The following is a 20,170-nucleotide window of genomic DNA, read 5'->3' as shown; positions in this document are numbered from 1 at the left end:
ACATGTCGGACACCATCGACCCCACCGGCTCCGGCTTCGAGGGCACCCGTCCCCGGGACACCCCGGCCGACGCCGCTGCCGCCGCACAGGCCGGTGAGCTCGGCGTCGACGAGGCGGGGCTCGTCCTGCCCATCGACGTCCACGCCCCGACGAACCCGCCGGCGGACGACGCGGTCACCCCGGAGGACCTCGCCGACCTCGCGGCTGTGGAGGCGGAACTGGACCTGCGCTGGCCCGAGACGAAGATCGACCCCACGCTCGACCGGATGACCCGGCTGATGGATCTGCTCGGCAATCCCGAGCGCAGCTTCACCGCGATCCAGGTCGCCGGAACGAACGGGAAGACCTCCGTCGTCCGGATGATCGAGTCGCTGCTGCGGGCCTTCCACCGGAGGACCGGGCGCACCACCAGCCCGCACCTGCAGCTCGTCACCGAACGCATCGCCGTCGACGGCGCCCCCATCCACCCGCGGACCTACTGCGCGCTGTGGCGGGAGATCAGGCCCTACGTCGAGATCGTCGACGCCGCCTCTAAGAACGAGGGTGGGCCGCAGATGAGCAAGTTCGAGGTGCTCACCGCCATGGCCTACGCCGCGTTCGCGGACGCCCCCGTCGACGTCGCCGTCGTGGAGACCGGCATGGGCGGCACCTGGGACGCCACGAACGTCATCGAATCCGATGTCGCGGTGATCACCCCCATCGGCCTCGACCACACGGACTACCTGGGTGAGACGCTGACGGAGATCGCCGGGGAGAAGGCCGGCATCATCAAACCCCGCACCGTCGAGGAGGATGACGTGCTCTCCCCGCGGGAGAACATCGCCATCCTCGCGGAACAGCACCCCGAGGCGCTGAAGGTCGTCCTCGAACGGGCCGTGGCGACCGATGCCGCCGTCGCCCGCGAGGGCATCGAGTTCGGGGTCGTCGAATCCACCGTCGCCGTAGGTGGACAGCAGCTGGTCCTGCGCGGCCTCGGCGGGGACTACGACGACATCTTCCTGCCGCTGTCGGGTGCGCATCAGGCTCGCAACGCCGCCTGTGCACTCGCCGCGGTGGAGGCCTTCTTCGGCGCCGGCGCCGGGCGTCAACTCGACAAGGACACGGTCCGGGAGGGATTCGGCACCGTCTCCTCACCGGGTCGGCTCGAGCGGGTCCGCTCCACGCCGACGGTGTTCGTCGACGCGACACACAATCCGCACGGCGCGAAGGCGCTCGGGCAGGCACTCGAGCGCGACTTCGACTTCCGCCGGCTCATCGCCGTCATCGGGTGCTTCGGGGACAAGGACGCCCGCGGCATCCTCACCGAACTCGAACCCCACGTCAGCGAGGTCGTCTGCACGCAGTCGACGTCGCCGCGGGCCCTCGACTGCCACGAACTGGCCGAATACGCCCGGGAGATCTTCGGCGACGAACGGGTCCACGTCGACGAGAACCTGCCCGCCGCGGTGGAGACCGCGGTGGCGCTCGCCGAGGAGACCGACGCCCCCGGCGAGGCGGTCTCCGGATCCGGCGTCCTGATCACCGGATCCGTCGTCACGGCCGGTGAGGCACGAACACTGTTCGGAAAGGAACCGTCATGACGGACAAGAGGAGGAAGAACGGGGAGGAGATCGAGTACGGGCCCCTGGGCCCGGGTCACGCTCCCGCGAAGGACCCGATGAAGGGCCTGCGGGGGGTCATGGCGGGCACGCTGGTCATGGAGTCGATCTCCCTGCTCCTCGTCCTCACCGTCATCGCGCGGGTGGACAACGGTGCCCACTGGACCACGTTCAACTGGGTGTACGTCACGGTCGTCGGTGTCGCGATGTTCCTCGTGGCCTTCATGCAGAAGCGCCCCTGGGCGATGACGGTGAACTGGGTTCTCCAGATCGCCGCGGTCGCGGGTTTCCTCGTGCACTACTCCATGGGCGTCATGGCGCTCATCTTCGTCGCCGTCTGGTTCTACATCATGCATCTGCGCAAAGTTCTCCTCGAGAGGATGCGTCGGGGGCTCCTGGTCACCCAGCACACGTGAGCGGGGCATAGACTGGATCCATGAGTCTGTCCATCCGGCGCCTGATCGCCGTCCTCTATTTCGTGTTCGGTGTCTGCTGCCTGTGGGGCGGCTATCTCATGCTGGACGGTCGCCGGGGAATCGGCGTCGCCATGTTCCTCTCCTGCGGCGTCGCCATGGGAGCCCTCGAGGGGTGGCGCAGGAAGCAGGAGTCGGTTTCCGCCGCCGCCGCCATCGGCCTTCCCCTGGATCCCGCGCTCCGCGAGGAGGCCATCCGGCTGAAGGGCGAGGGGCGGCGGAATCCGGCACTCGCCGTCTTCCGGAACTCTCCGCCGTGGCCGAACCTGAAGACCGCGGAGATCATCGTGGACTCCCTCCCGGCGGCCCCCGGCAAAGGTGCCGCGGGGGAGGAGACCGACCGGGTCGGCATGATCTCCACCGACTACCGGGAGATCACCCGGATCCGCGACGAGGGCGACATCCCCCTGGCCGCGAAGGCACTGAGGGAGAAGGTCCCGCAGCTGACCATCGCGGACGCCGCCCGTGTGGTCAAGGATCTCTGACACCCCCTGCATCCCTCATCCGCGGTTCGGTTTCTGTAGAATTCCCGGCATGACTGAACGCACCCTCATCCTGATCAAGCCGGACGGCGTCGAGCGTGGCCTCGTCGGCGACATCATCAACCGCATCGAGCGCAAGGGCCTCAAGCTCGTCGCGATGGATCTCCGCGTCACCGACCGCGAGACCGCCGAGAAGCACTACGCCGAGCACACCGACAAGCCCTTCTTCGGCGAGCTCGTCGACTTCATCACCTCCGCACCGCTGGTCGCCGGCGTCGTCGAGGGGCCCCGCGCGATCGAGGCCTGGCGCCAGCTCGCCGGCGGCACCGACCCGGTGGCCAAGGCCACCCCCGGCACCATCCGAGGTGATCTCGCCCTGGACGTCGCCACCAACGTCGTCCACGGCTCCGATTCCCCCGAGTCCGCCGAGCGCGAGATCGGCATCTGGTTCCCGAACCTCTGATCCGGACGCTCCCGCGGCACCTCCGCCCCGTTCCCCCGTCACCACGGTGGGTGCGGGGCGTTCGTTTCGTCACCCGACCCGGCCACCGGAATTCGGGGGTGGATGAAGGGCAGCTTAAGAAACCGATCCGCAGGTGGTGCCGCGCTCCCTGCCCGGAGTGCCGTCAATGAGGGGAGGGGATCCGGATGTGTGCGACAATGGGACCGGCTCCGCGTTGCTTCGTTCGCGCCCTGACGGGTATCGCTGGAACGCAGCGGATGCCGCGAGAGACACACTTTTAGACACGCACACGACAATTAAAGACTTTTCCACCCCGCGCGGCGGCGGCAGGGACACCAGACGAGACGAACGCACGAACATGTGTCCTGCCAGCGCCCGGGGAAGTCGATACCAGAGGAGACCCCGTGGCTGAGACCACCGGTACAGAACCGAAGAAGACCCGCCGGACCGCGAAGCGGACGACGAAGAAGACAGCCCCCACGAAGGCCGGGGCACAGCCGGCGGAGGCAGGGAAAGCCGACACCGGCGAGGCCCCAGTGAAGGAAACCGGGACCCCGGTCAAGCGTGCACGCAAGAGCACCCGTGGGGCCACCGCGTCGGCCGCGGACTCCACCGCCGACACCCCGCCCGCCGCCGGAGAAACCGAAGTCGGTAGCGGGAAAGCACCGGCGAAGAAGCGCGCCGCCCGGAAGACGACGGGCAAGATCGCCGCGGCCAGGACGACCTCCACGAAGAAGACCACAACCGGCGACGACGGCGACGCAGACGGAGACCGGAGGAAAACCGGGTCCCGGGCGCCCGCGAAGAAGCGGGGCAAGGCCGCCGACGCCGCGGGGGACACCCGGCAAGAGCCCACAGGGACGTCGAAGAAGGCGCCACGGCGTCGCGTCACCCGCAAACCCGAAGCAGTGGCCGCCCCGGCGGAGATCGCTGCCGCAGCCGAGGTTCCCGCAGACGCGACCGCGCGGCTCGCCGCCGAGTTCGACCGGTCCAGACTGGGACCGAAGACCCGGGTCCATGTCCTGGCGAAGCTCCTCGCCACGACGTCGAAGGACCTCATCCTCACCCTGGACAAGATGGGCCTGGTCAAGGTCGCGCAGTCCTCACTGAGCGGCGAGGAAGCGAACCGGCTGCTCGATGTTCTGGCGGTACCCGCCGAGGACGCCCCCGAGCCCCCCAACGGCGAACCTGTCGAGAAGATCCGGGCGCGGGTGGAGAAGAACGTCGCCAACGAGATCCACCAGATCGAGGAGAAGGTCGAACGCGAACTCGCCGACAGCGAGCACGACACCGATGACGACGGGGAGACCGCCTCCGCGACGCCCATCGACATCGAGGAGGCCGTCCGGGAGGAGAAGGAGGCCGAGCTGCTTCAGGACGTCATCTCCGCGGTCACCCCGGCCCCGGAGACCCCGGCGTTCATCGCACCGGTGTTCCTGCCGCCCACACCCGCGGACACCGACGGGCCGGTGGACAGGGAAGACGACTCCGACGACGACCCGGAGGGCGGCGGCAAGCGTAAGCGCCGCGGTCGGCGCGGCAAGGGCCGGGGCCGGGGCGGCGACGACGCCGACAACGAGAACGGCAACGACCGCAACAAGGCGTCGAAGAACACCGCCGACAGCGATGACACCGACGACACGGCGGACCTCCCCGATGAGCCCGTCGCCCTGAAGGGGTCCACGCGTCTCGAGGCGCAGCGTCGCCGGAGGACCGAACTGCGCGAGGAGGGCCGCAAGAAGCGGCACGTCGTCTCCGAGGCCGAGTTCCTCGCCCGCCGCGAGTCCGTCGAACGCACGATGGTCGTGCGGGAGAAGGCCCGCACGGACCACCCCGGTTCCGTCACCCAGGTCGGCGTCCTCGAGGACGACCTGCTCGTCGAGCACTTCGTCACCTCAGAGACCCAGTCGTCCATGGTCGGCAACATCTACCTCGGGCGGGTCCAGAACGTCCTGCCCTCCATGGAGGCCGCCTTCATCGACATCGGCAAGGGCCGCAACGGCGTGCTCTACGCGGGCGAGGTCGACTGGAAGTCCGCCGGTCTCGGCGGCCGTTCCCGCCGCATCGAGCACGCGCTGCACTCCGGTGACCAGGTGCTCGTCCAGATCACCAAGGACCCGGTCGGGCACAAGGGTGCCCGGCTGACCACCCAGATCTCCCTCGCCGGCCGTTTCCTCGTCTACGTGCCCGGCGGTCGGAGCGCCGGTATCTCCCGGAAACTCCCGGAAACCGAACGCAAGCGGCTCAAGGCGATCCTGAAGGAGGTCGTCCCCTCCACCGGTGGGGCGATCATCCGCACCGCCGCCGAGGGTGTCCACGAGAAGGAGATCGCGGCGGACGTCAACCGTCTGCACTCCCTGTGGGAGGACATCCAGGAGAAGGTCAAGAAGGAGAAGAAGTCCAAGGGATCCAAGCCGGTCACCCTCTACGAGGAGCCGGACATGCTGGTCAAGGTCGTCCGCGACCTGTTCAACGAGGACTTCGACGCCCTCGTCGTCGAGGGCGACCGGTCCTGGAACACCGTCAACGCCTACATCCGCTCCGTCGCGCCCGATCTCGAGGAGCGCATGGAGCGCTACGACGCGAACGCGAACGGCGGCGTCGACGTGTTCGAGCACTACCGCATCGACGAGCAGCTGCAGAAGGCGCTGAGCCGCAAGGTGTGGCTGCCGTCCGGCGGCTCCCTGGTCATCGACCGCACCGAGGCCATGACCGTCATCGACGTCAACACCGGGAAATTCACCGGGTCGGGCGGCAATCTCGAGGAGACCGTCACCAAGAACAACCTGGAGGCGGCCGAGGAGATCGTCCGCCAGATGCGCCTGCGCGACATCGGCGGGATGATCGTCGTCGACTTCATCGACATGGTTCTCCCTGAGAACCAGGATCTCGTGCTGCGCCGCCTCACCGAGGCGCTCGGCCGCGACCGCACCCGCCACCAGGTCAGCGAGGTGACCTCGCTGGGCCTGGTCCAGATGACCCGCAAGAAGCTCGGCACCGGGCTCCTGGAGACCTTCTCCACCGAGTGTGAGACCTGTGACGGCCGTGGTCTCGTGATCCACGCCGATCCCGTCGAGCATGAGGATGAGCCGCCGCGATCCCGCCGGGGCCGCAGGAGCGGCGGTTCCGACGAGCAGCCGGTGCACCGTCCGGCCGAGCACCCCGCCGCCGTGGCCCTGCACAAGGATCACAGCGAGGAGAAGCCCGCCGACGAGCACGACGACGATCACGACGACCGGTCCGCCGCGTCCCCGTCGATCGAGGAACTCGCCGCCGCCGTGGTCGCCACCGACGACGGGCAGGAGGACGACGGGAAGCGGAACAACCGCTCCGGTTCCTCCCGTCGCGGCCGTCGTGGCACCCGGCGCTCCGGCACGGATGACGGCGCCGATGAGTCGCAGAGCTCCGTCGAAGACGACTCCCGGGACGATCAGGACGGGCACGACGCCCACGACGAGGACCGGGAGAACCGCCCGCGCCGTGGGCGCCGTACCCGCCGGCGTACGAGCCGGGCACCGCACGCCGACGACGCGCGTTCCGGTTCCGGGGAGGAATCCGACCGGGAACCCGCACAGCATTCCGAACGGGAGGACCGCGCGGAGGAGACGAACAGTGTCGAGTCCATCGCCGCGGCGGCGGTCGCGCGTGCCGGCGTGGAGGACCCCGACGAGCCGTCGGGTGCCGACTACCTGCCCGCGGACAGCTACCGCGAAGCGCTCGACGCGTTCGAGGCGTCCCCGCGCCGGAAGCGCCGGACCCGCGGAAACTCCGTGTCGGACTTCCCGCCGAAGCGGTCCGACTACATCTCGGGACCACTCGCGGACGAGGACATCGAGGAGGTGCACCGGGACGGCGGTTCCGCGGAGAAGCTGGCCGCCGGTCGCCCGGATCAGGAACACGATTCCGGTGAGGAACGGGAGGAACGTTCCGCGTCGGCGGCACGCCGCCAACGCCGTCGTATCGCGAAGAACGTGCGTCCGCTCCCGGACGACGGTGCCTCGGACGGTGACGACGACGGATCGGATGATCAGGTGCCCGCGGGGGACAACTCCGGTGCCCCGCGGACCCAGGAGCCGGACGCCGAGTCCACGGACGACGGCACGATGGGCCGTCGTGGCCGGCGCCGCGTCACGAAGCGTCTGACGAAGAAGCAGATCGCCGAGGCCGAGGCCGAGGCACGTGGTGCGGAGGCGTCCGCCGCGGCAACCCCCGCAGCGGAGGACACGGCGACGGAGGCCCCCGCGGAATCTTCCGCCGGTGGCGTCCAGGTGAAGAAGCTGCGCCGGGGTCGACGTCGCATCGTCCGCCGGATCGCCGCTCCCGCCGCCGGGTCTCAGGCATCCGAGGCGGGTACCCCCGCCGATGACGGTGCCGGGAGTGCCGCGGCGGAGACGCCCGCCGGGGACGGATCCACCGCTGAACATCCGAAGCGGGGACAGCGCGGGCGTCGGCGTGTCGTCCGGAAAGTCCCGGGAAAGCGGTAGTGGGTTTGTCTTTTGACTGTCCGGGGCGGTAGTCTTTGACAGTCGCTGTTCCAGACCGTGTCGGTGTGCATCGTCCGCCGTTCGCACGGTCGCTTCACCGCGGGCCGTGAGGTCTGGAACGCAAGTGTTCAACACAGTCCATTGAAGGTGCCGCCGCCCACCGGCGGCGCACCCATCCGAGTTTTTAGAAAAAGGGGTAGCCCTCCTATGTATGCGATCGTCAAGACCGGCGGCAAGCAGTACAAGGTTGCCGAAGGTGACCTCGTCAAGGTCGAGAAGATCGAGGGTGAGCCGGGTTCGTCCGTGGCTCTCACCCCGGTTCTGCTCGTCGACGGCGCCGAAGTAACCACCGCCGCTGACCAGCTCGCCAAGGTGAGCGTCAACGCAGAGATCGTCGAGCACGTCAAGGGCCCGAAGATCCGCATTCTCAAGTACAAGAACAAGACCGGATACAAGAAGCGTCAGGGCCATCGTCAGCCGCTGACCGTCATCAAGGTCACCGGCATCAAGTAAGCCCGCCGGCTTTCATCGATCTTTTCCTTTGAAGGAGGGAGACAGACAATGGCACACAAGAAGGGTGCTTCCAGCTCCAGCAACGGTCGCGATTCCGAGTCAAAGCGTCTCGGCGTCAAGCGTTTCGGTGGCCAGCGGGTCAAGGCCGGCGAGATCCTGATCCGTCAGCGCGGTACCTCGTTCCACCCCGGTGAGAATGTCGGCCGTGGCGGCGACGACACGCTGTTCGCTCTGAAGGCGGGCTCCGTGCAGTTCTCCACCAAGCGCAACCGCCGCATGATCAACATCGTCGAGGAAGTTCCGGCGGCGGTCTAGGACCCCGGCCCGCTTCCCGACGAAGCGCCGCTACGGCGCCGACCTCCCCGATCCGGGAGGTGGGCGCCGTTTTCGCGTGTTCCGGGACATGTCGGCCCCTCGGGCATCTGAGACACCGGCCCGTCGGAGCCACGGGTGGAGACAGGGAGCCGGGGGCGCCGTCGCGTGGGGACACCCCCGGTCGGGTCAGGCGATCTCCCGGAACCAGTCGGACAGATGGTGGGTGCCGGTGCACCGTCCGACCGCGTCACCGGTCATCGCCTCGGCGAAGAACCGGGCGAGATTTCCGTGGCGTTCGCTGATCCGGGACGCAGTCCAGACCGCGCCGTCGAGCACCCGCCGGGGTATCCGCACGTTCCGTGGTGTGGCCCCGACCGCGACGGCGGCGAGTCGGGCGATCTCCTCGGCCGTCAGCACGTCCGGTCCGCCCACCTCGACGCGGACCCGGTCCCGCTGCGCCCGGTCCGCGGAGAGTTCCACGCAGAACGCCGCGAGATCCGCCCCGTGGATCGGATTCAGCCGGATCCCCGGGTCAGGGGGAAGAAACACAAGGCCCTTCCGGGCGAGCGTCACGTAGGACGCCATGTCCGAGAAGTATCCGGAAGGGTTGACGATCCGACCGACCACCGGTGAGGACTCCAACGCCGCAGCGAACGCGGTCTTGGAGCGTGCCACCAGCGACGTGCCGTGCTCCATGCCGATCGCGCCGACGTAGAGCATCGACTCGACCCCGCTGCGCTCCGCCTCACGCAGGACCGCGAGGTTCGCCAGGAAGTCGACGTCCCACGGGCTCGCCTTCTGGTGGGTCACACCGAGCGCGGAGAATACCCGCGTCGAACCGTCGAGAAGGCCCGCCACCCGGCCAGGCACGGTGACATCCGCGGCGACCAGTTCCGTGCGCGGCCCGTCCAGGGCGGGGGACCCGTGCGGGCCCGGTCGGCGCGCCCGCACTGGATCGCGGACGATGGCGCGGACCGGGTGCCCACGCCCGTCGAGCTCCGCGACGATGTGACGGCCCAGATACCCTGTCGCACCCACGACGGTGACCGGCTGATCGGACATGACACACTCCCGCGATCGAATCTGCTGTACCGACCCCGAGCCTACGCCCGGGACCCCGGCGCGGGACCTAATCCGGTGTGGAACCGCCGCGATCCGGCGGCCAAGCTCAACTCCCGACGGTCCGCGGGGTCATCGCCGGGTCGGGTCGCCCCGGAACCCTCCGGACGGGCCGCTGCGCCGATCACGGCGGACGGCGCACCGCGGGATACGGGGAACCCGGGAGCACCGCGACCGCGCGGGGAGTAGGCCCTGAGGCGGGTGTTCGGTAGGTTGGAGGGAGCATTTTTCTTCAACAAGAAAGCCTTTCAACGCAATGAGCAACCGTTTCGTGGACCGCGTGGTCCTGCATCTGTCCGCCGGCGACGGCGGGAACGGCTGCGCCTCCGTCCACCGTGAGAAGTTCAAGCCCCTCGGCGGCCCCGATGGCGGCAACGGTGGGCACGGCGGTGACATCATCCTGGAGGTGTCGCCCCAGGTGCACACCCTCCTCGATTTCCACTTCCGCCCGCACATCAAGGCATCCCGGGGAGGCAACGGCGCCGGCGACCACCGCAACGGCGCACGCGGAGAGGATCTGGTCCTCGAGGTTCCCGCGGGCACCGTCGTCCTCAACGAGGCCGGTGAGGTCATGGCGGACCTCACCTCGAACGGAATGCGCTACATCGCCGCACAGGGTGGCCACGGTGGACTCGGCAACGCGGCACTGGCGTCCCGTGCCCGCAAGGCCCCCGGTTTCGCCCTGAAGGGTGAGCCCGGCGAGGAGCACGACGTCGTCCTGGAGCTGAAGTCGATGGCCGACGTCGGTCTCGTCGGATTCCCGTCCGCGGGAAAATCCTCTCTGGTCAGCGTGCTTTCCGCCGCCAAGCCGAAGATCGCGGACTACCCCTTCACCACGCTGCGCCCGAACCTGGGTGTGGTGGACGTCGGAAACGGCACCTTCACCATCGCCGACGTGCCGGGACTGATCCCCGGAGCGTCGACGGGCAAGGGGCTGGGACTGGACTTCCTCCGCCACATCGAGCGGACCGCGGTGCTCGCGCACGTCGTCGACACCGCGACCCTCGAACCGGGGCGTGACCCGGCCAGCGACATCGAGGCCCTCGAGGGTGAGCTCGCAGCCTACGAGTCCGCGCTGGACAACGACACGGGACTCGGCGACCTGAGGGACCGTCCGCGGGTCATCATCCTCAACAAGGCCGACATCCCCGAGGCGGAGGAACTCGCCGAGTTCGTCCGTGCCGATCTGGAGGAGCAGTTCGGCTGGCCGGTGTTCATCATCTCCGCCGTGGCGCAGAAGGGGCTCGATCCCCTGAAGTACAAGTTGATGGAGATGGTGGAGACCCACCGCCGGGAGAACCCGATCGCGGAATCGGACGCGCGCACCATCGTCCGTCCCCAGCCCGTCGACGCGAAGGGTAAGACCCGGGACTTCGTCATCGAGGCTGACCCGGCGGAGGAGGGAGCGTTCCTCGTCCGCGGCGAGAAGCCCGAGCGCTGGATCCGCCAGACCGACTTCGAGAACGACGAGGCCGTGGGCTTCCTCGGCGACCGGTTGGCGAAACTCGGGGTCGAGGATGCCCTGTTCAAGGCGGGCGCCAAGGCGGGCTGCACCGTGACCATCGGCGAATTGTCCTTCGAATGGGAACCGATGACCGCCGCCGGGGTGGATCTCACCCCGACCGGTCGCGGGACGGACGGACGACTGGAGCAGACCGGCCGCGTGTCCGCCGCGGAGCGCAAGCGCGCCTCCCAGGTGCGCCGTGGTCTCATCGACGAGTTCGACTTCGGCGACGGCGAGGAAGCCGACCGGGAACGGTGGCAGGGCTGACCCCACTGTCCGCCTGACGGCACACGCCCGCCCCACCGGCCCCGCACCGCCGGGATAAGGGGGCGGGCGTCCGTCGTACCCGGGGACTGGATCTAAACTGTCCAGCATGACGAGGACCCCCGATTCCCCCTCCCGCTCCGCCGCCGAGACCGCACTGCGGACCCGGATCACCGCCGCGCGCCGCGTGGTGGTGAAGATCGGTTCGTCATCCCTCACCGGGCCGGACCACCGGGTGGACCCGGCCGCGATCGACCGCATCGTCGATGCGGTTCAGGCGCGGCAGGGGAACGGCACACACGTGATCATCGTGTCCTCCGGCGCGGTCGCCTCCGGGATGGGCCCGCTGAATCTCTCGGAGCGGCCCACCGATCTCGCAGGCAAGCAGGCCGTCGCGGCGGTCGGGCAGGTGTACCTCGCCCACGAGTGGGGCAGGTCCTTCGCCCGCTACGGACGCACCACCGCGCAGGTCCTGCTCACCGCCTCCGACGCGGGCCGACGTGACCGGACGCGGAACGCACAACGCACGCTGGACCGGCTGCGCCTGCTCGGGGTGACACCCATCGTGAATGAGAACGACACCGTCGCCCACTCCGAGATGCGCTTCGGCGACAACGACCGACTGGCGGCGATCGTCGCGCACCTCGCCGGCGCCGAGGCACTCTACCTGCTGTCCGACGTGGACGGCCTGTACGACCGAAACCCCGTCGACCCGGCGGCGCGGTTCATCGGCGAGATCCGGGACGGCAATGACCTGCGTGATGTCGTCGCCGGCGACGGCGGGAGGGTCGGCACCGGGGGAATGGCGTCGAAGGTCTCGGCCGCGCGCCTCGCCTCCCGGTGCGGGGTGCCGGTTCTGCTGACCTCCGCGGAGCAGATCGGTGCCGCACTCGACACCGGTGACGTGGGCACGGTGTTCCACCCGAAGACGACGCGGATCTCGGCGTGGAAGTTCTGGGCGCTCTACGCCGCGGACACCGCCGGTACCCTGCGCATCGACGCAGGAGCGGTGCGCGCGGTGACCGGGGGCGGCAACTCGCTGCTCGCTGTCGGGATCACGAGCATCGACGGTGAGTTCCACTCGGGAGACATCGTCGACATCGTGGGCCCCGACGGGGAGGTCATCGGTCGCGGTGAGGTCGCCTATGACGCCCACACGCTGGCCCCGATGCTGGGGAAGCAGACCTCCGAACTCCCGGAGGGCATGCAGCGCCCCGTGGTGCACGCCGACTACCTCTCCGACTACGCCTCGCGCGCCTGACCGGGAACGGGATCCCGCCGATCGGGTGCCCCGCATCCGGGCGACGGGCGCCCCCGACGCGGCCCGGTGTTCCGCCCGTCCACCGTCGACGGGGTGGCGGACTGGGCCAGGGTGCCGGATCGGCCACCGCCGCGGGAATCCCAGGGCCGGCCGAACCCCTTCCCGAAAGCCCGGTGGAAACGCGCACCTGCTGCCCCGTCAAGCGGCTAGGTTGGAGCGACGACAGATGATTCAACACCGCGTCGGGCGCATCCGGGCGGGGGAAAGGAACGGCCGAACATGAAGTACGTCATGCAGACACGGGAGTGGGACAGCATCGTCGAGGCGCTGTCCGGCCGCGGACACGAGCGTGTGGAGAGCCTCTCCGACGCCGACTTCCTCGTATTCAACGGTGTGCCCGGCGATTTCCCGGAGTCACTGCCGGACAACATCCGCTTCGTCCAGTTGTGCCTCGCCGGCATCGACGCGTTCTTCGACGCCGGTCACATCGACGACACCCGTCGCTGGGCGAACGCCTCCGGTGTGTACGGCAGGCCCGTCGCCGAGTCCGCGGTCGCGCTGCTGCTCTCGGCGCTGCACATGCACGTGCACGTCGCCCGCGAGCGGACGTTCGACTCCGCGCCCGAGGTCCACGAGGGGACGGGCTGGCTGTTCGGCACGACCGTCGCCGTGATCGGTGCCGGCGGGATCGGTCGCGACCTGATCCCCATGCTCACCGGATTCGGGTGCGAGGTCATCGCCGTGAACAACTCCGGGCGGCCGGTCGAGGGTGCGGCGGAGACCGTCACCGCGGAGCACACCGATGATGTCCTGCGGCGTGCGGACCACGTGATCCTCGCGGCCCCGCTCACGGAGGGGACCCGCGGGATGATCAACTCCCGGACCCTCGGGCTGATGAAGGACACCGCCGTGCTGGTCAACGTCGGGCGTGGCCCGCTGGTGGTCACCGACGACCTCGTGACGGCCCTGCGGGAGGGACAGATCCGGGCGGCGGGCCTGGACGTCACCGATCCCGAACCACTGCCCGATGACCATCCGCTGTGGGGGATGGACAACGTGGTCATCACCCCGCACACGGCCAACACCTTCGAGAGCATGCAGCGCCTCATGCCGGATGCGGTCCTGGCGAACCTGGACGCTCTCGAAGCGGGGGAGCGGATGCCCACCGAGGTGGATCCGGACCGCGGCTACTGACCCACCCGGGGAGCCGGTCACCCGGGCAGGTGCGCCCTGTACCGGGTGATGATCTCGGGCTGCCCCTTCCGGGCCACGGCCAGTTCCAGCCGGACGACCGGGGCGCCCAGCCCATCGCCGATGAGGTGGGCGTAGAGTCCCAGCTGCCGGAAGTACTCCTCGGCGGTGTCCGCGCCGAGCCCCGTGTCCGTCTTGTAGTCGAGGATCACCCAGCCGTCGTCGTCGCGGTAGATCAGGTCGATGATCCCGTCGACGGTGATGCCCCCGACGCGCCCGGCGACGGGCAGCTCCCGGTGGTGCTCGCCGGCGAGAGCGCGTCGGATCAGCGGTGAGGAGAGGAAGCTGTCCGCCGCGGCACGGACGGATGCCGTCTCCCGGTCGCTGAGCGCGCCGAGCCGTGCCGCACCGGCGGCCAGTTCCCCGATTTCCCCGGGATCGGTGACACGCTCCATGACCCGGTGCACCGCGGTTCCGAACGCGGTGCCGTGGTCCCTCGACACCGGTGCCCCGGCGAGCCGGAACCCGGCCCCGTCGCCGGCGGGCGCCGGGTAGTCGTCCGGGAGGTCGGTGAGAGCGGGATCGCCGTGGGCGAGGCGCGTGACCGCCGCCCGGCCCGGACGGCTCACGGCCGACCGGACGGCGGCGTCCACCTCGAGGGTGCCGCGCTCGAGCTCGTCGGGACGACGGAGGGCCGGAGCTCCCGCGGTCGCGGCGGGCCCGATGTCCGCGAGGTCGGTGAACTCGACCTTTCCGGGATCGAGCAGTTCGTGCAGGACATATCCGGCGCAGTCCCTGCGGGGTTTCCCGCTCGAGGTCAGGGTGGGCTCGAGCGGGATGAGGAGAACCGATTCCGCGCGGGTCGCCGCCACGTAGAGCAGGCGGATCCACTCCGCGTCCGACGCGAGTTTCTCTGTCCCGGACCAGGTCTCCCAGTCCGGTGTGCGGAGCTCCGCGCAGCTGGCACTGAGGCGCATCGCCACCGTGCCGGTGGCCCTGTTCAACCCGATGTCCGCCGTGTGCGCACGTTTCCGGCCGCTGAGCCCGGCGAGGATCACCATCGGGAACTCGCGTCCCTTCGCGCCGTGCACGGTGAGCACCCGGACGGCGTCGACGTCCTCGGTGTCGATGACCGGTTCCGCGAGCCTGGAACTGGTGATCGCCTGGGTGTCGGACCATTCGAGGTATCCCCGGAGATCCCCGCCGACCTCCCGGCTGTACTCGTGGGCGTTGTCCCGCACCGTCCGGATCCGGTGGAGCACCGGGGTCGGATCATCCTCGAGTTCGGCTGCGACGGCGTCCATGTTCAGCGCGTCGACGGTCGCGGCGACGATCCGGCCGACGGGTCTCCCGGTCGCCGCCTCGGCGAGGCCCCCGAGCAGGGCGAGTCCCGCCGCCACGGGTGACGGGGAGGCGGAGCCTCCGTCCCCGTCCGCCTTACGGTGGGAGAGGAAGAACTTCCCACCGTCGGCACGCCAGGCTGCGAGGTCCCCGTCGGAGCATCCGATCAGGCTGGTTCGGAGTGCGGCCGCCACGGTGAATTCGTCCGCCGGGTCGGCGATCGCCCGCAGGACGGTGTGCAGGTCGACGATCTCGGTGCCCTGGTAGACCAGCGAGGAGTTCTCACTGATGCAGGGGATACCGGCGTCCCGCAGCGCGGCCATCGTCGCCCGCGCCGCCTTGTGCGTCACGGACAGGACGGCGATGTCGCGGAGCCGGAGCGGAACCGACTCACCCGGTTCGGATCCTCTCGGGTGGTGGCGCCACCGGCCGGCCAGGGCGGCCCGCACGGCCGTGACGATGTCCCTGTTCTCCGCTTCCTCAGGGGTGAGATCCTCTTCGTTGTCCCGGTGGTTGTTCATCACGACGACCCCGCAGTCCTCGACCGGGGCATCCGGGCGCGCGGTCAGTGCCGCGAAGGGGACGGTGTTCCCCCGCCCCTCGTCGGTGTCGGAGGTCCCGGCGTCGGCGAACAGGGGGGAGAAGACACCGTTGACCCAGTCGATGACCGGGGCGGAGGAACGGAAGTTCGTGGTGAGCTCGACGAGCTCGGACCGTCCGGTGTTTCGTGCATCGAGGTAGGAGTCGATGTCGGCCCGCCGGAACCGGTAGATCGACTGCTTCGGGTCGCCGACGGTGAACAGGTGACCGGGGAGCGGATCCCCGCCGTCGCCCGCGATCGCCCGGATGATGCGGAGCTGCGCGGGGTCGGTGTCCTGGAACTCGTCGATCAGCAGGTGGGTGAACCGCCGGTGCAGCTCGCCGCGGACCGTCTCCCGGGTGTCCGCGGCGATGTCCCCGCCCATCCCCGGCTGCGCGGTGAGCAGTCGGTCGGCGACGTAGATCAGGTCGTGGTAGTCGAGGGTCCCGCCGTTGATCCGGCGCTGCGCGGTGGTGACGACGTGACAGGCCATGACGTGGCGTACCACACTCACGTGGTACGCCGGTCCCTCGGAGTACCGGGCCGCCCAGTCCCGGCCGATGTCGCGGAACCGGTCCTTGGCGTCCTGGATCGGGATCGACCAGTCGGCGGTCCTGCCGCCGCGTCCGCAGGAGAATGACGGCGGTGCCAGGTCCTCCGGTGCGGGGTCGGGGTGGGCGAGCAGTTCCTCCGCGTTGTTGAGGCAGGTGGCCACGGTGACGGCGAACTTGTCCTCGCTGTTCGTGCAGTTCCGGAGCAACTCCCGGAGGCGCCGGATGCAGTCGTCGACGTCCCGGACGCTCATCGGTTCCGGCCGGACGAGGGGAGCTGCGATCGTGGGGCCGAGGTCGCCCCAGTGCTCGTCCATCCACCGGATACGGTCCCGCACTGCGGTCAACCAGTCCCCGTACGTTGACAGGGCGGTCAGGCTCTCCGCGAACCGTTCACCGGTGACCCGGCAGTTCGGCAGTTCCGTCAGATCCGGGATGCTGCCGCTGATCGTGTCGTCGCACAGCGCGAGGAATCCGGCGGCGAGTTCATCGGCCGCGAGGAGACTCGTGAAGTCGGAGGCGACCCGGATGGTCGGCGGGACACCCGCTTCGAGGGGATGCAGGGTGATGATGCGCAGGCAGAAGGCGTGCAGGGTCTCGATGGCCGCCGCGGGCAGCTGCTCGAGGGCGGCCCGGGCGTTCCGGCGTGCGGTGTCGGTGTCGGCGAACCGCCGGACCGCGATTCCCGAGTCGTGCACGCCGGTCGCGGCGATGGATTCGAGTGCGCGGCGGAGCCGTTCGGCGAGCTCGCCGGCGGCCTTCTCCGTGAAGGTGATCGCCGCGATGCGGTCGACGGGGACTCCTTCCTCCGCGATGAGGGTGATGAGGCGTTGGACGAGGAGATGGGTCTTCCCCGATCCCGCGCCGGCCTCGACGAAGAGGTTGGTGTCGGTGGCGGTGATGATGGTCCGACGTGCTGCGTCGTCCCGGAGCGTGGTGGTCGTCATCGGGGTCACCGCTTCCCCAGGTCTGCGGTGGGGGTGGTGCCGGCATTCGCGTGGTCCCACGGGTTGTAGCCGGGGACGAGGGGGAGTGGATCGAATCCCCGCTCGGCCAGAGCCCCGGCGGCCCTGTCGTAGTTCGCGGCACCCAGCCGCAGATAGTTCGGCCGGGGGATGTCCCCGGTGTTTCCCGTCCGGCTCTGGGGCGGGAACACCCCGGAGCCGATCAGCGAGTGCAGGGCGCCGAGCTTCTCGACGAGATGTGCGAGCACACCGTCGTCGACGGTGATGGATGACGTTCGCGTCTCCCCCTGCGGGGTGCGGTCGGTGAAGAACCGGTACCGGGACTCGATGCCGGGCGGGTCGAGGTCCGGTAGCGCCACCAGCGGAGCTCCGGTCGCGGCCCGTGCCGGCACCCGTAGGTCGGCGAAGAGCGGTGTCGCTGCGTCGAGCGCGGCGTGGACCGCAGCGCCGTACAGGGCGAGCTGCAGCCGGAGGATCCTCTCGCCGGTGGGGTGCTCCTGGTTGATCTTCCCCGAGTGGAGCTGTCTGCCCGACTTGTAGTCGGTGATCCGGAGGATCCGGCGGGCGGGGTGGTAGTCCAACCGGTCGATGGATCCGCGGAACTTCAGCACCGACCCACCCGGTAGCGCGATCTCCAGCGGCGCCGCCGCCTCCCCCTCATCCCGGTGGTGCACACCGCCGAAGGTGAGCTCGGCACCGACCGGCACCCACCCGTCGACGGCATCGGCGCGTTCCTCCCCGAACCAGGCACCCACCGTGGTGTGAACCTCGGAGCGGAACAGGTTCCAGCGGGCGCCGGCCCCGGACGTGGGTGCCATGTCGGTGAGCTGCTCATCGGTGATGGCGTCCAGGCGACGCCGGGCCGCGTCCCAGTCGACGTCCGCGGCGCAGGCCGGCCGGGGCTCGGCGTCCAGCCAGATCTCCCTGGTCCAGAGTTCGAAGATCCGGTGGTAGACGGTTCCCCGGTCGCGGGGATCGATACCGGTTCCCGGGGGAGCGTCCTCGAGAATCCGGCAGCCGAGGACCCGCTCGATGAAGAACGTCAGGGGAGAGACCGGATAGCTCTCCAACGCTGTCGCCGAGAGCTCCCGGTCGAACAGGTCGGTGGTCAACCCGGGGATCCACCCGTTGTGGGTGCTGAAGGGTTCCCCTGCCGCGGCGCCGGTGGCGCGGGCCCGGATGATGTCCGCCGATCTGCGGATCCTCGGATCGGGATTCCCACCCGCGAGGATCTGCGACAGCAGGAGTTCCTGCGGGTCCGCCGGAATGGTGTCCGCTCCCTCCCCGGACAGGGAACTGACCAGGCCCCCGGAGACCAGCGTCGGTTCGGTGACCAGGAGCCGGGACCGGCCGACGCCGCCGGAACCGTCGCAGTGGCTGCGGGGGTAGCTGATCACCGCGTGTCCGGGTGCGGTGGCGCACGCCCGCCGGAAGACCTCGGTGCGTGCGTTCTGGATCTCCTCCGGAGTCTGGCCCCGCTGTGCGAAGGTGATGGCGCCGGACTCGTTCACCGGACCGGGCAGCGCACCTTCCGTGGCTCCGAGGATGATCACGGCATCGAGGATCCTGCCGGGAAGATCGTCGATCCCGCCGATCGAGATACCGTTCACCGGTGTCTCGACCGGCTGGAGCTCGTCGAAGAAGGTGGCGAACAGTTCGGTCGCCAGGTCGGTCCGGAACTGCGGCAGCTGGGTGCCCATCGTCGCCAGCGCGTCCACGGCCCTGCTGATCGTGGCCAGCGCCGCAGCGCTCTCCGGATCGCTCGCGGGGCGCAGATGGGCGCCCGCGAGACCCCGTAGGGCCTCCGTGAACCCGCCCCAGGACGTCGCACCCCACAACCCGCCCAGGTCGTCGCGGAGGGAGAGGACCCACCGCCGGATCCGGTGTACCTCGTCCGCCCCCGGGACAGCACCCGGATCCGTTTCCGGTTCCTCCAGTGCCTCCCAGTCCGTGACGGTGTCGAGGCGTCGGGCTCGTCGGGTGGCCCGGTCGAATGCATCCCGACGGACCGGTGCGCCGTCAGCCGGGTTCCGGATGACCCCTGTTCCGAGGACCGCGGCCAGCCCCCGGCGGGGCATATCGTCCGGATCGAGCTCCAGAATGCGCAGCAGGGCGCGGATCTCCGGGGCGTCCGACCACCGCAGATCCGAGAACCCGGTGAACGGCACCGATGCCGAACGCAGGGCATCGGCGAGCCTGCGGCCGTAGTCCGGGCTGCACCACCCACAGGCGATCCGGTGCGGCGGGGTACCATCCGCGATGAGCCGCCGGATGTGCCGGACCGCCCGCATCACCTCGTCGTTCTCGTCGCTGCAGGACCACACGACAGGCCGGGGACCGTCCTGCGCACCGGTGGAGACGGTCACGGTGTCGATACGGGTGGCCTTCAGCTGATCGAGGAACCACCGCTGCGCCGGATCCGCGGGCAGAACATCGACGACGATGACGGCGGCACCGTCCGGCGCTGGGGTGAGGGCGTGGCGACACGCTTCCTGCCAGGTGAAACAGTCGGGATTCAGGTCCCGCACCCGGCGTGCGATGTCCAGGCACGCGCCGGGCAGGAGCCGGCCGTCGGTGTTCCCCTGCAGGTGCTCCGGGAGGCCGAGGAGCTCCGTCACGATGGTCACCAGTGCGCGCCGCGTCGCGGGTTGATCGGCGGTACCGTGGCGCGCGAACTCGTTGTCCGTGTCGGTGAGCAGCCGCATGACCGATCCGGTGATCCGGGACCGGTCGAGCAGCTGACGCGCGTCCTTCCCCTCCGTCAGCTCCGCAGCCCTGTCCAGGATGTACCCGCTGCAGGAGGTGACCGTCACCCCGAGAACGGTTCCGGTCGCGGTCAGTTCCCCGAGGATGTCGCCGCGGGCCCGGGGACCGCAGATGACCGTCACCGGGCGGAGGGGATCGTCCCGTCGGGCGTTCCCGATGGCGGCGGCGAGGTGGGCTGCGACGGTGTCTGCACTCATGCGGTGTGGATCCTTGTCGTTGCGCCTCCGGGGTCTGCACCTCGGGCGGCGGGGGACGGTGACTCGACGCCCACGAGCCTAGTGGCGGGCCGGGCACACCCCC

Annotated in this window: 13 protein-coding genes; 10 read left to right on the top strand and 3 right to left on the bottom strand. The window is 69.7% G+C overall.

Annotation, left to right across the window (positions count from 1 at the left end; all coding sequences use genetic code 11):
* Positions 1-2: 2 nt before the first annotated feature.
* The 7 genes from folC (at position 3) to rpmA (ending at position 8,328) form a co-directional block, all read left to right on the top strand.
* Positions 3-1,580 (top strand): bifunctional tetrahydrofolate synthase/dihydrofolate synthase, encoded by a 1,578-nt coding sequence (folC, locus tag KRX55_RS01465; protein ID WP_218406078.1) that lies wholly within the window; start codon positions 3-5, stop codon positions 1,578-1,580.
* The gene (locus tag KRX55_RS01460) at positions 1,577-2,014 is read left to right on the top strand and encodes a DUF4233 domain-containing protein (protein WP_218406077.1); all 438 of its coding nucleotides are present in this window, start codon (positions 1,577-1,579) and stop codon (positions 2,012-2,014) included. The genes folC and KRX55_RS01460 overlap by 4 nt, the downstream gene beginning before the upstream one ends.
* Before the next feature lie 20 nt (positions 2,015-2,034).
* Entirely contained in the window at positions 2,035-2,556 is a 522-nt protein-coding gene (locus KRX55_RS01455) for a hypothetical protein (RefSeq protein ID WP_218406076.1), read from the top strand.
* Positions 2,557-2,605: 49 nt separating this feature from the next.
* The gene (gene ndk / locus KRX55_RS01450; protein ID WP_200260616.1) at positions 2,606-3,016 is read left to right on the top strand and encodes a nucleoside-diphosphate kinase; all 411 of its coding nucleotides are present in this window, start codon (positions 2,606-2,608) and stop codon (positions 3,014-3,016) included.
* Between the two features lie 908 nt (positions 3,017-3,924).
* On the top strand, positions 3,925-7,500 hold the full coding sequence (locus KRX55_RS01445; protein ID WP_370625735.1) for a translation initiation factor IF-2 N-terminal domain-containing protein: 3,576 nt from the start codon (positions 3,925-3,927) through the stop codon (positions 7,498-7,500).
* 207 nt (positions 7,501-7,707) lie between these two features.
* Entirely contained in the window at positions 7,708-8,013 is a 306-nt protein-coding gene (gene rplU, locus KRX55_RS01440; RefSeq protein WP_200260622.1) for a 50S ribosomal protein L21, read from the top strand.
* 48 nt (positions 8,014-8,061) lie between these two features.
* Positions 8,062-8,328, top strand: coding sequence for a 50S ribosomal protein L27 (gene rpmA / locus KRX55_RS01435; protein ID WP_198736916.1), 267 nt, complete (start codon positions 8,062-8,064; stop codon positions 8,326-8,328).
* Positions 8,329-8,514: 186 nt separating this feature from the next.
* Here the strand turns inward: rpmA and KRX55_RS01430 are convergent, their stop codons facing one another.
* Positions 8,515-9,390, bottom strand: a complete 876-nt coding sequence (locus tag KRX55_RS01430; protein WP_218406074.1) for an SDR family oxidoreductase — start codon at positions 9,388-9,390, stop codon at positions 8,515-8,517.
* 313 nt (positions 9,391-9,703) lie between these two features.
* Between KRX55_RS01430 and obgE the strand changes: the two genes are divergently transcribed.
* The 3 genes from obgE (at position 9,704) to KRX55_RS01415 (ending at position 13,670) form a co-directional block, all read left to right on the top strand.
* The gene (gene obgE, locus KRX55_RS01425; RefSeq protein WP_218406073.1) at positions 9,704-11,218 is read left to right on the top strand and encodes a GTPase ObgE; all 1,515 of its coding nucleotides are present in this window, start codon (positions 9,704-9,706) and stop codon (positions 11,216-11,218) included.
* Between the two features lie 106 nt (positions 11,219-11,324).
* Complete coding sequence (proB, locus tag KRX55_RS01420; RefSeq protein WP_218406072.1) at positions 11,325-12,476, top strand: glutamate 5-kinase; 1,152 nt, start codon at positions 11,325-11,327, stop codon at positions 12,474-12,476.
* Between the two features lie 279 nt (positions 12,477-12,755).
* Entirely contained in the window at positions 12,756-13,670 is a 915-nt protein-coding gene (locus tag KRX55_RS01415) for a D-isomer specific 2-hydroxyacid dehydrogenase family protein (RefSeq protein ID WP_218406071.1), read from the top strand.
* Positions 13,671-13,687: 17 nt separating this feature from the next.
* Here the strand turns inward: KRX55_RS01415 and KRX55_RS01410 are convergent, their stop codons facing one another.
* Positions 13,688-17,086 (bottom strand): UvrD-helicase domain-containing protein, encoded by a 3,399-nt coding sequence (locus KRX55_RS01410; protein WP_218406070.1) that lies wholly within the window; start codon positions 17,084-17,086, stop codon positions 13,688-13,690.
* 5 nt (positions 17,087-17,091) lie between these two features.
* Entirely contained in the window at positions 17,092-20,067 is a 2,976-nt protein-coding gene (locus KRX55_RS01405; RefSeq protein ID WP_218406069.1) for a PD-(D/E)XK nuclease family protein, read from the bottom strand.
* Between the last annotated feature and the right edge of the window lie 103 nt (positions 20,068-20,170).

Origin of the sequence: Corynebacterium sp. TAE3-ERU16, from assembly GCF_019209935.1 — a bacterium.
Taxonomy (GTDB): Bacteria; Actinomycetota; Actinomycetes; order Mycobacteriales; family Mycobacteriaceae; genus Corynebacterium; species Corynebacterium antarcticum.
This window is presented reverse-complemented; position numbering and strand designations above follow the sequence as displayed.

Bases quoted from the DNA above. Each gene is read 5' to 3' on its own strand.
- KRX55_RS01410 (WP_218406070.1), bottom strand. From the start codon at position 17,086: ATGACGACCACCACGCTCCGGGACGACGCAGCACGTCGGACCATCATC.
- KRX55_RS01455 (WP_218406076.1), top strand. From the start codon at position 2,035: ATGAGTCTGTCCATCCGGCGCCTGATCGCCGTCCTCTATTTCGTGTTC.
- KRX55_RS01430 (WP_218406074.1), bottom strand. From the start codon at position 9,390: ATGTCCGATCAGCCGGTCACCGTCGTGGGTGCGACAGGGTATCTGGGC.
- KRX55_RS01460 (WP_218406077.1), top strand. From the start codon at position 1,577: ATGACGGACAAGAGGAGGAAGAACGGGGAGGAGATCGAGTACGGGCCC.
- folC (WP_218406078.1), top strand. From the start codon at position 3: ATGTCGGACACCATCGACCCCACCGGCTCCGGCTTCGAGGGCACCCGT.
- proB (WP_218406072.1), top strand. From the start codon at position 11,325: ATGACGAGGACCCCCGATTCCCCCTCCCGCTCCGCCGCCGAGACCGCA.
- rplU (WP_200260622.1), top strand. From the start codon at position 7,708: ATGTATGCGATCGTCAAGACCGGCGGCAAGCAGTACAAGGTTGCCGAA.
- ndk (WP_200260616.1), top strand. From the start codon at position 2,606: ATGACTGAACGCACCCTCATCCTGATCAAGCCGGACGGCGTCGAGCGT.
- obgE (WP_218406073.1), top strand. From the start codon at position 9,704: ATGAGCAACCGTTTCGTGGACCGCGTGGTCCTGCATCTGTCCGCCGGC.
- KRX55_RS01405 (WP_218406069.1), bottom strand. From the start codon at position 20,067: ATGAGTGCAGACACCGTCGCAGCCCACCTCGCCGCCGCCATCGGGAAC.
- rpmA (WP_198736916.1), top strand. From the start codon at position 8,062: ATGGCACACAAGAAGGGTGCTTCCAGCTCCAGCAACGGTCGCGATTCC.
- KRX55_RS01415 (WP_218406071.1), top strand. From the start codon at position 12,756: ATGAAGTACGTCATGCAGACACGGGAGTGGGACAGCATCGTCGAGGCG.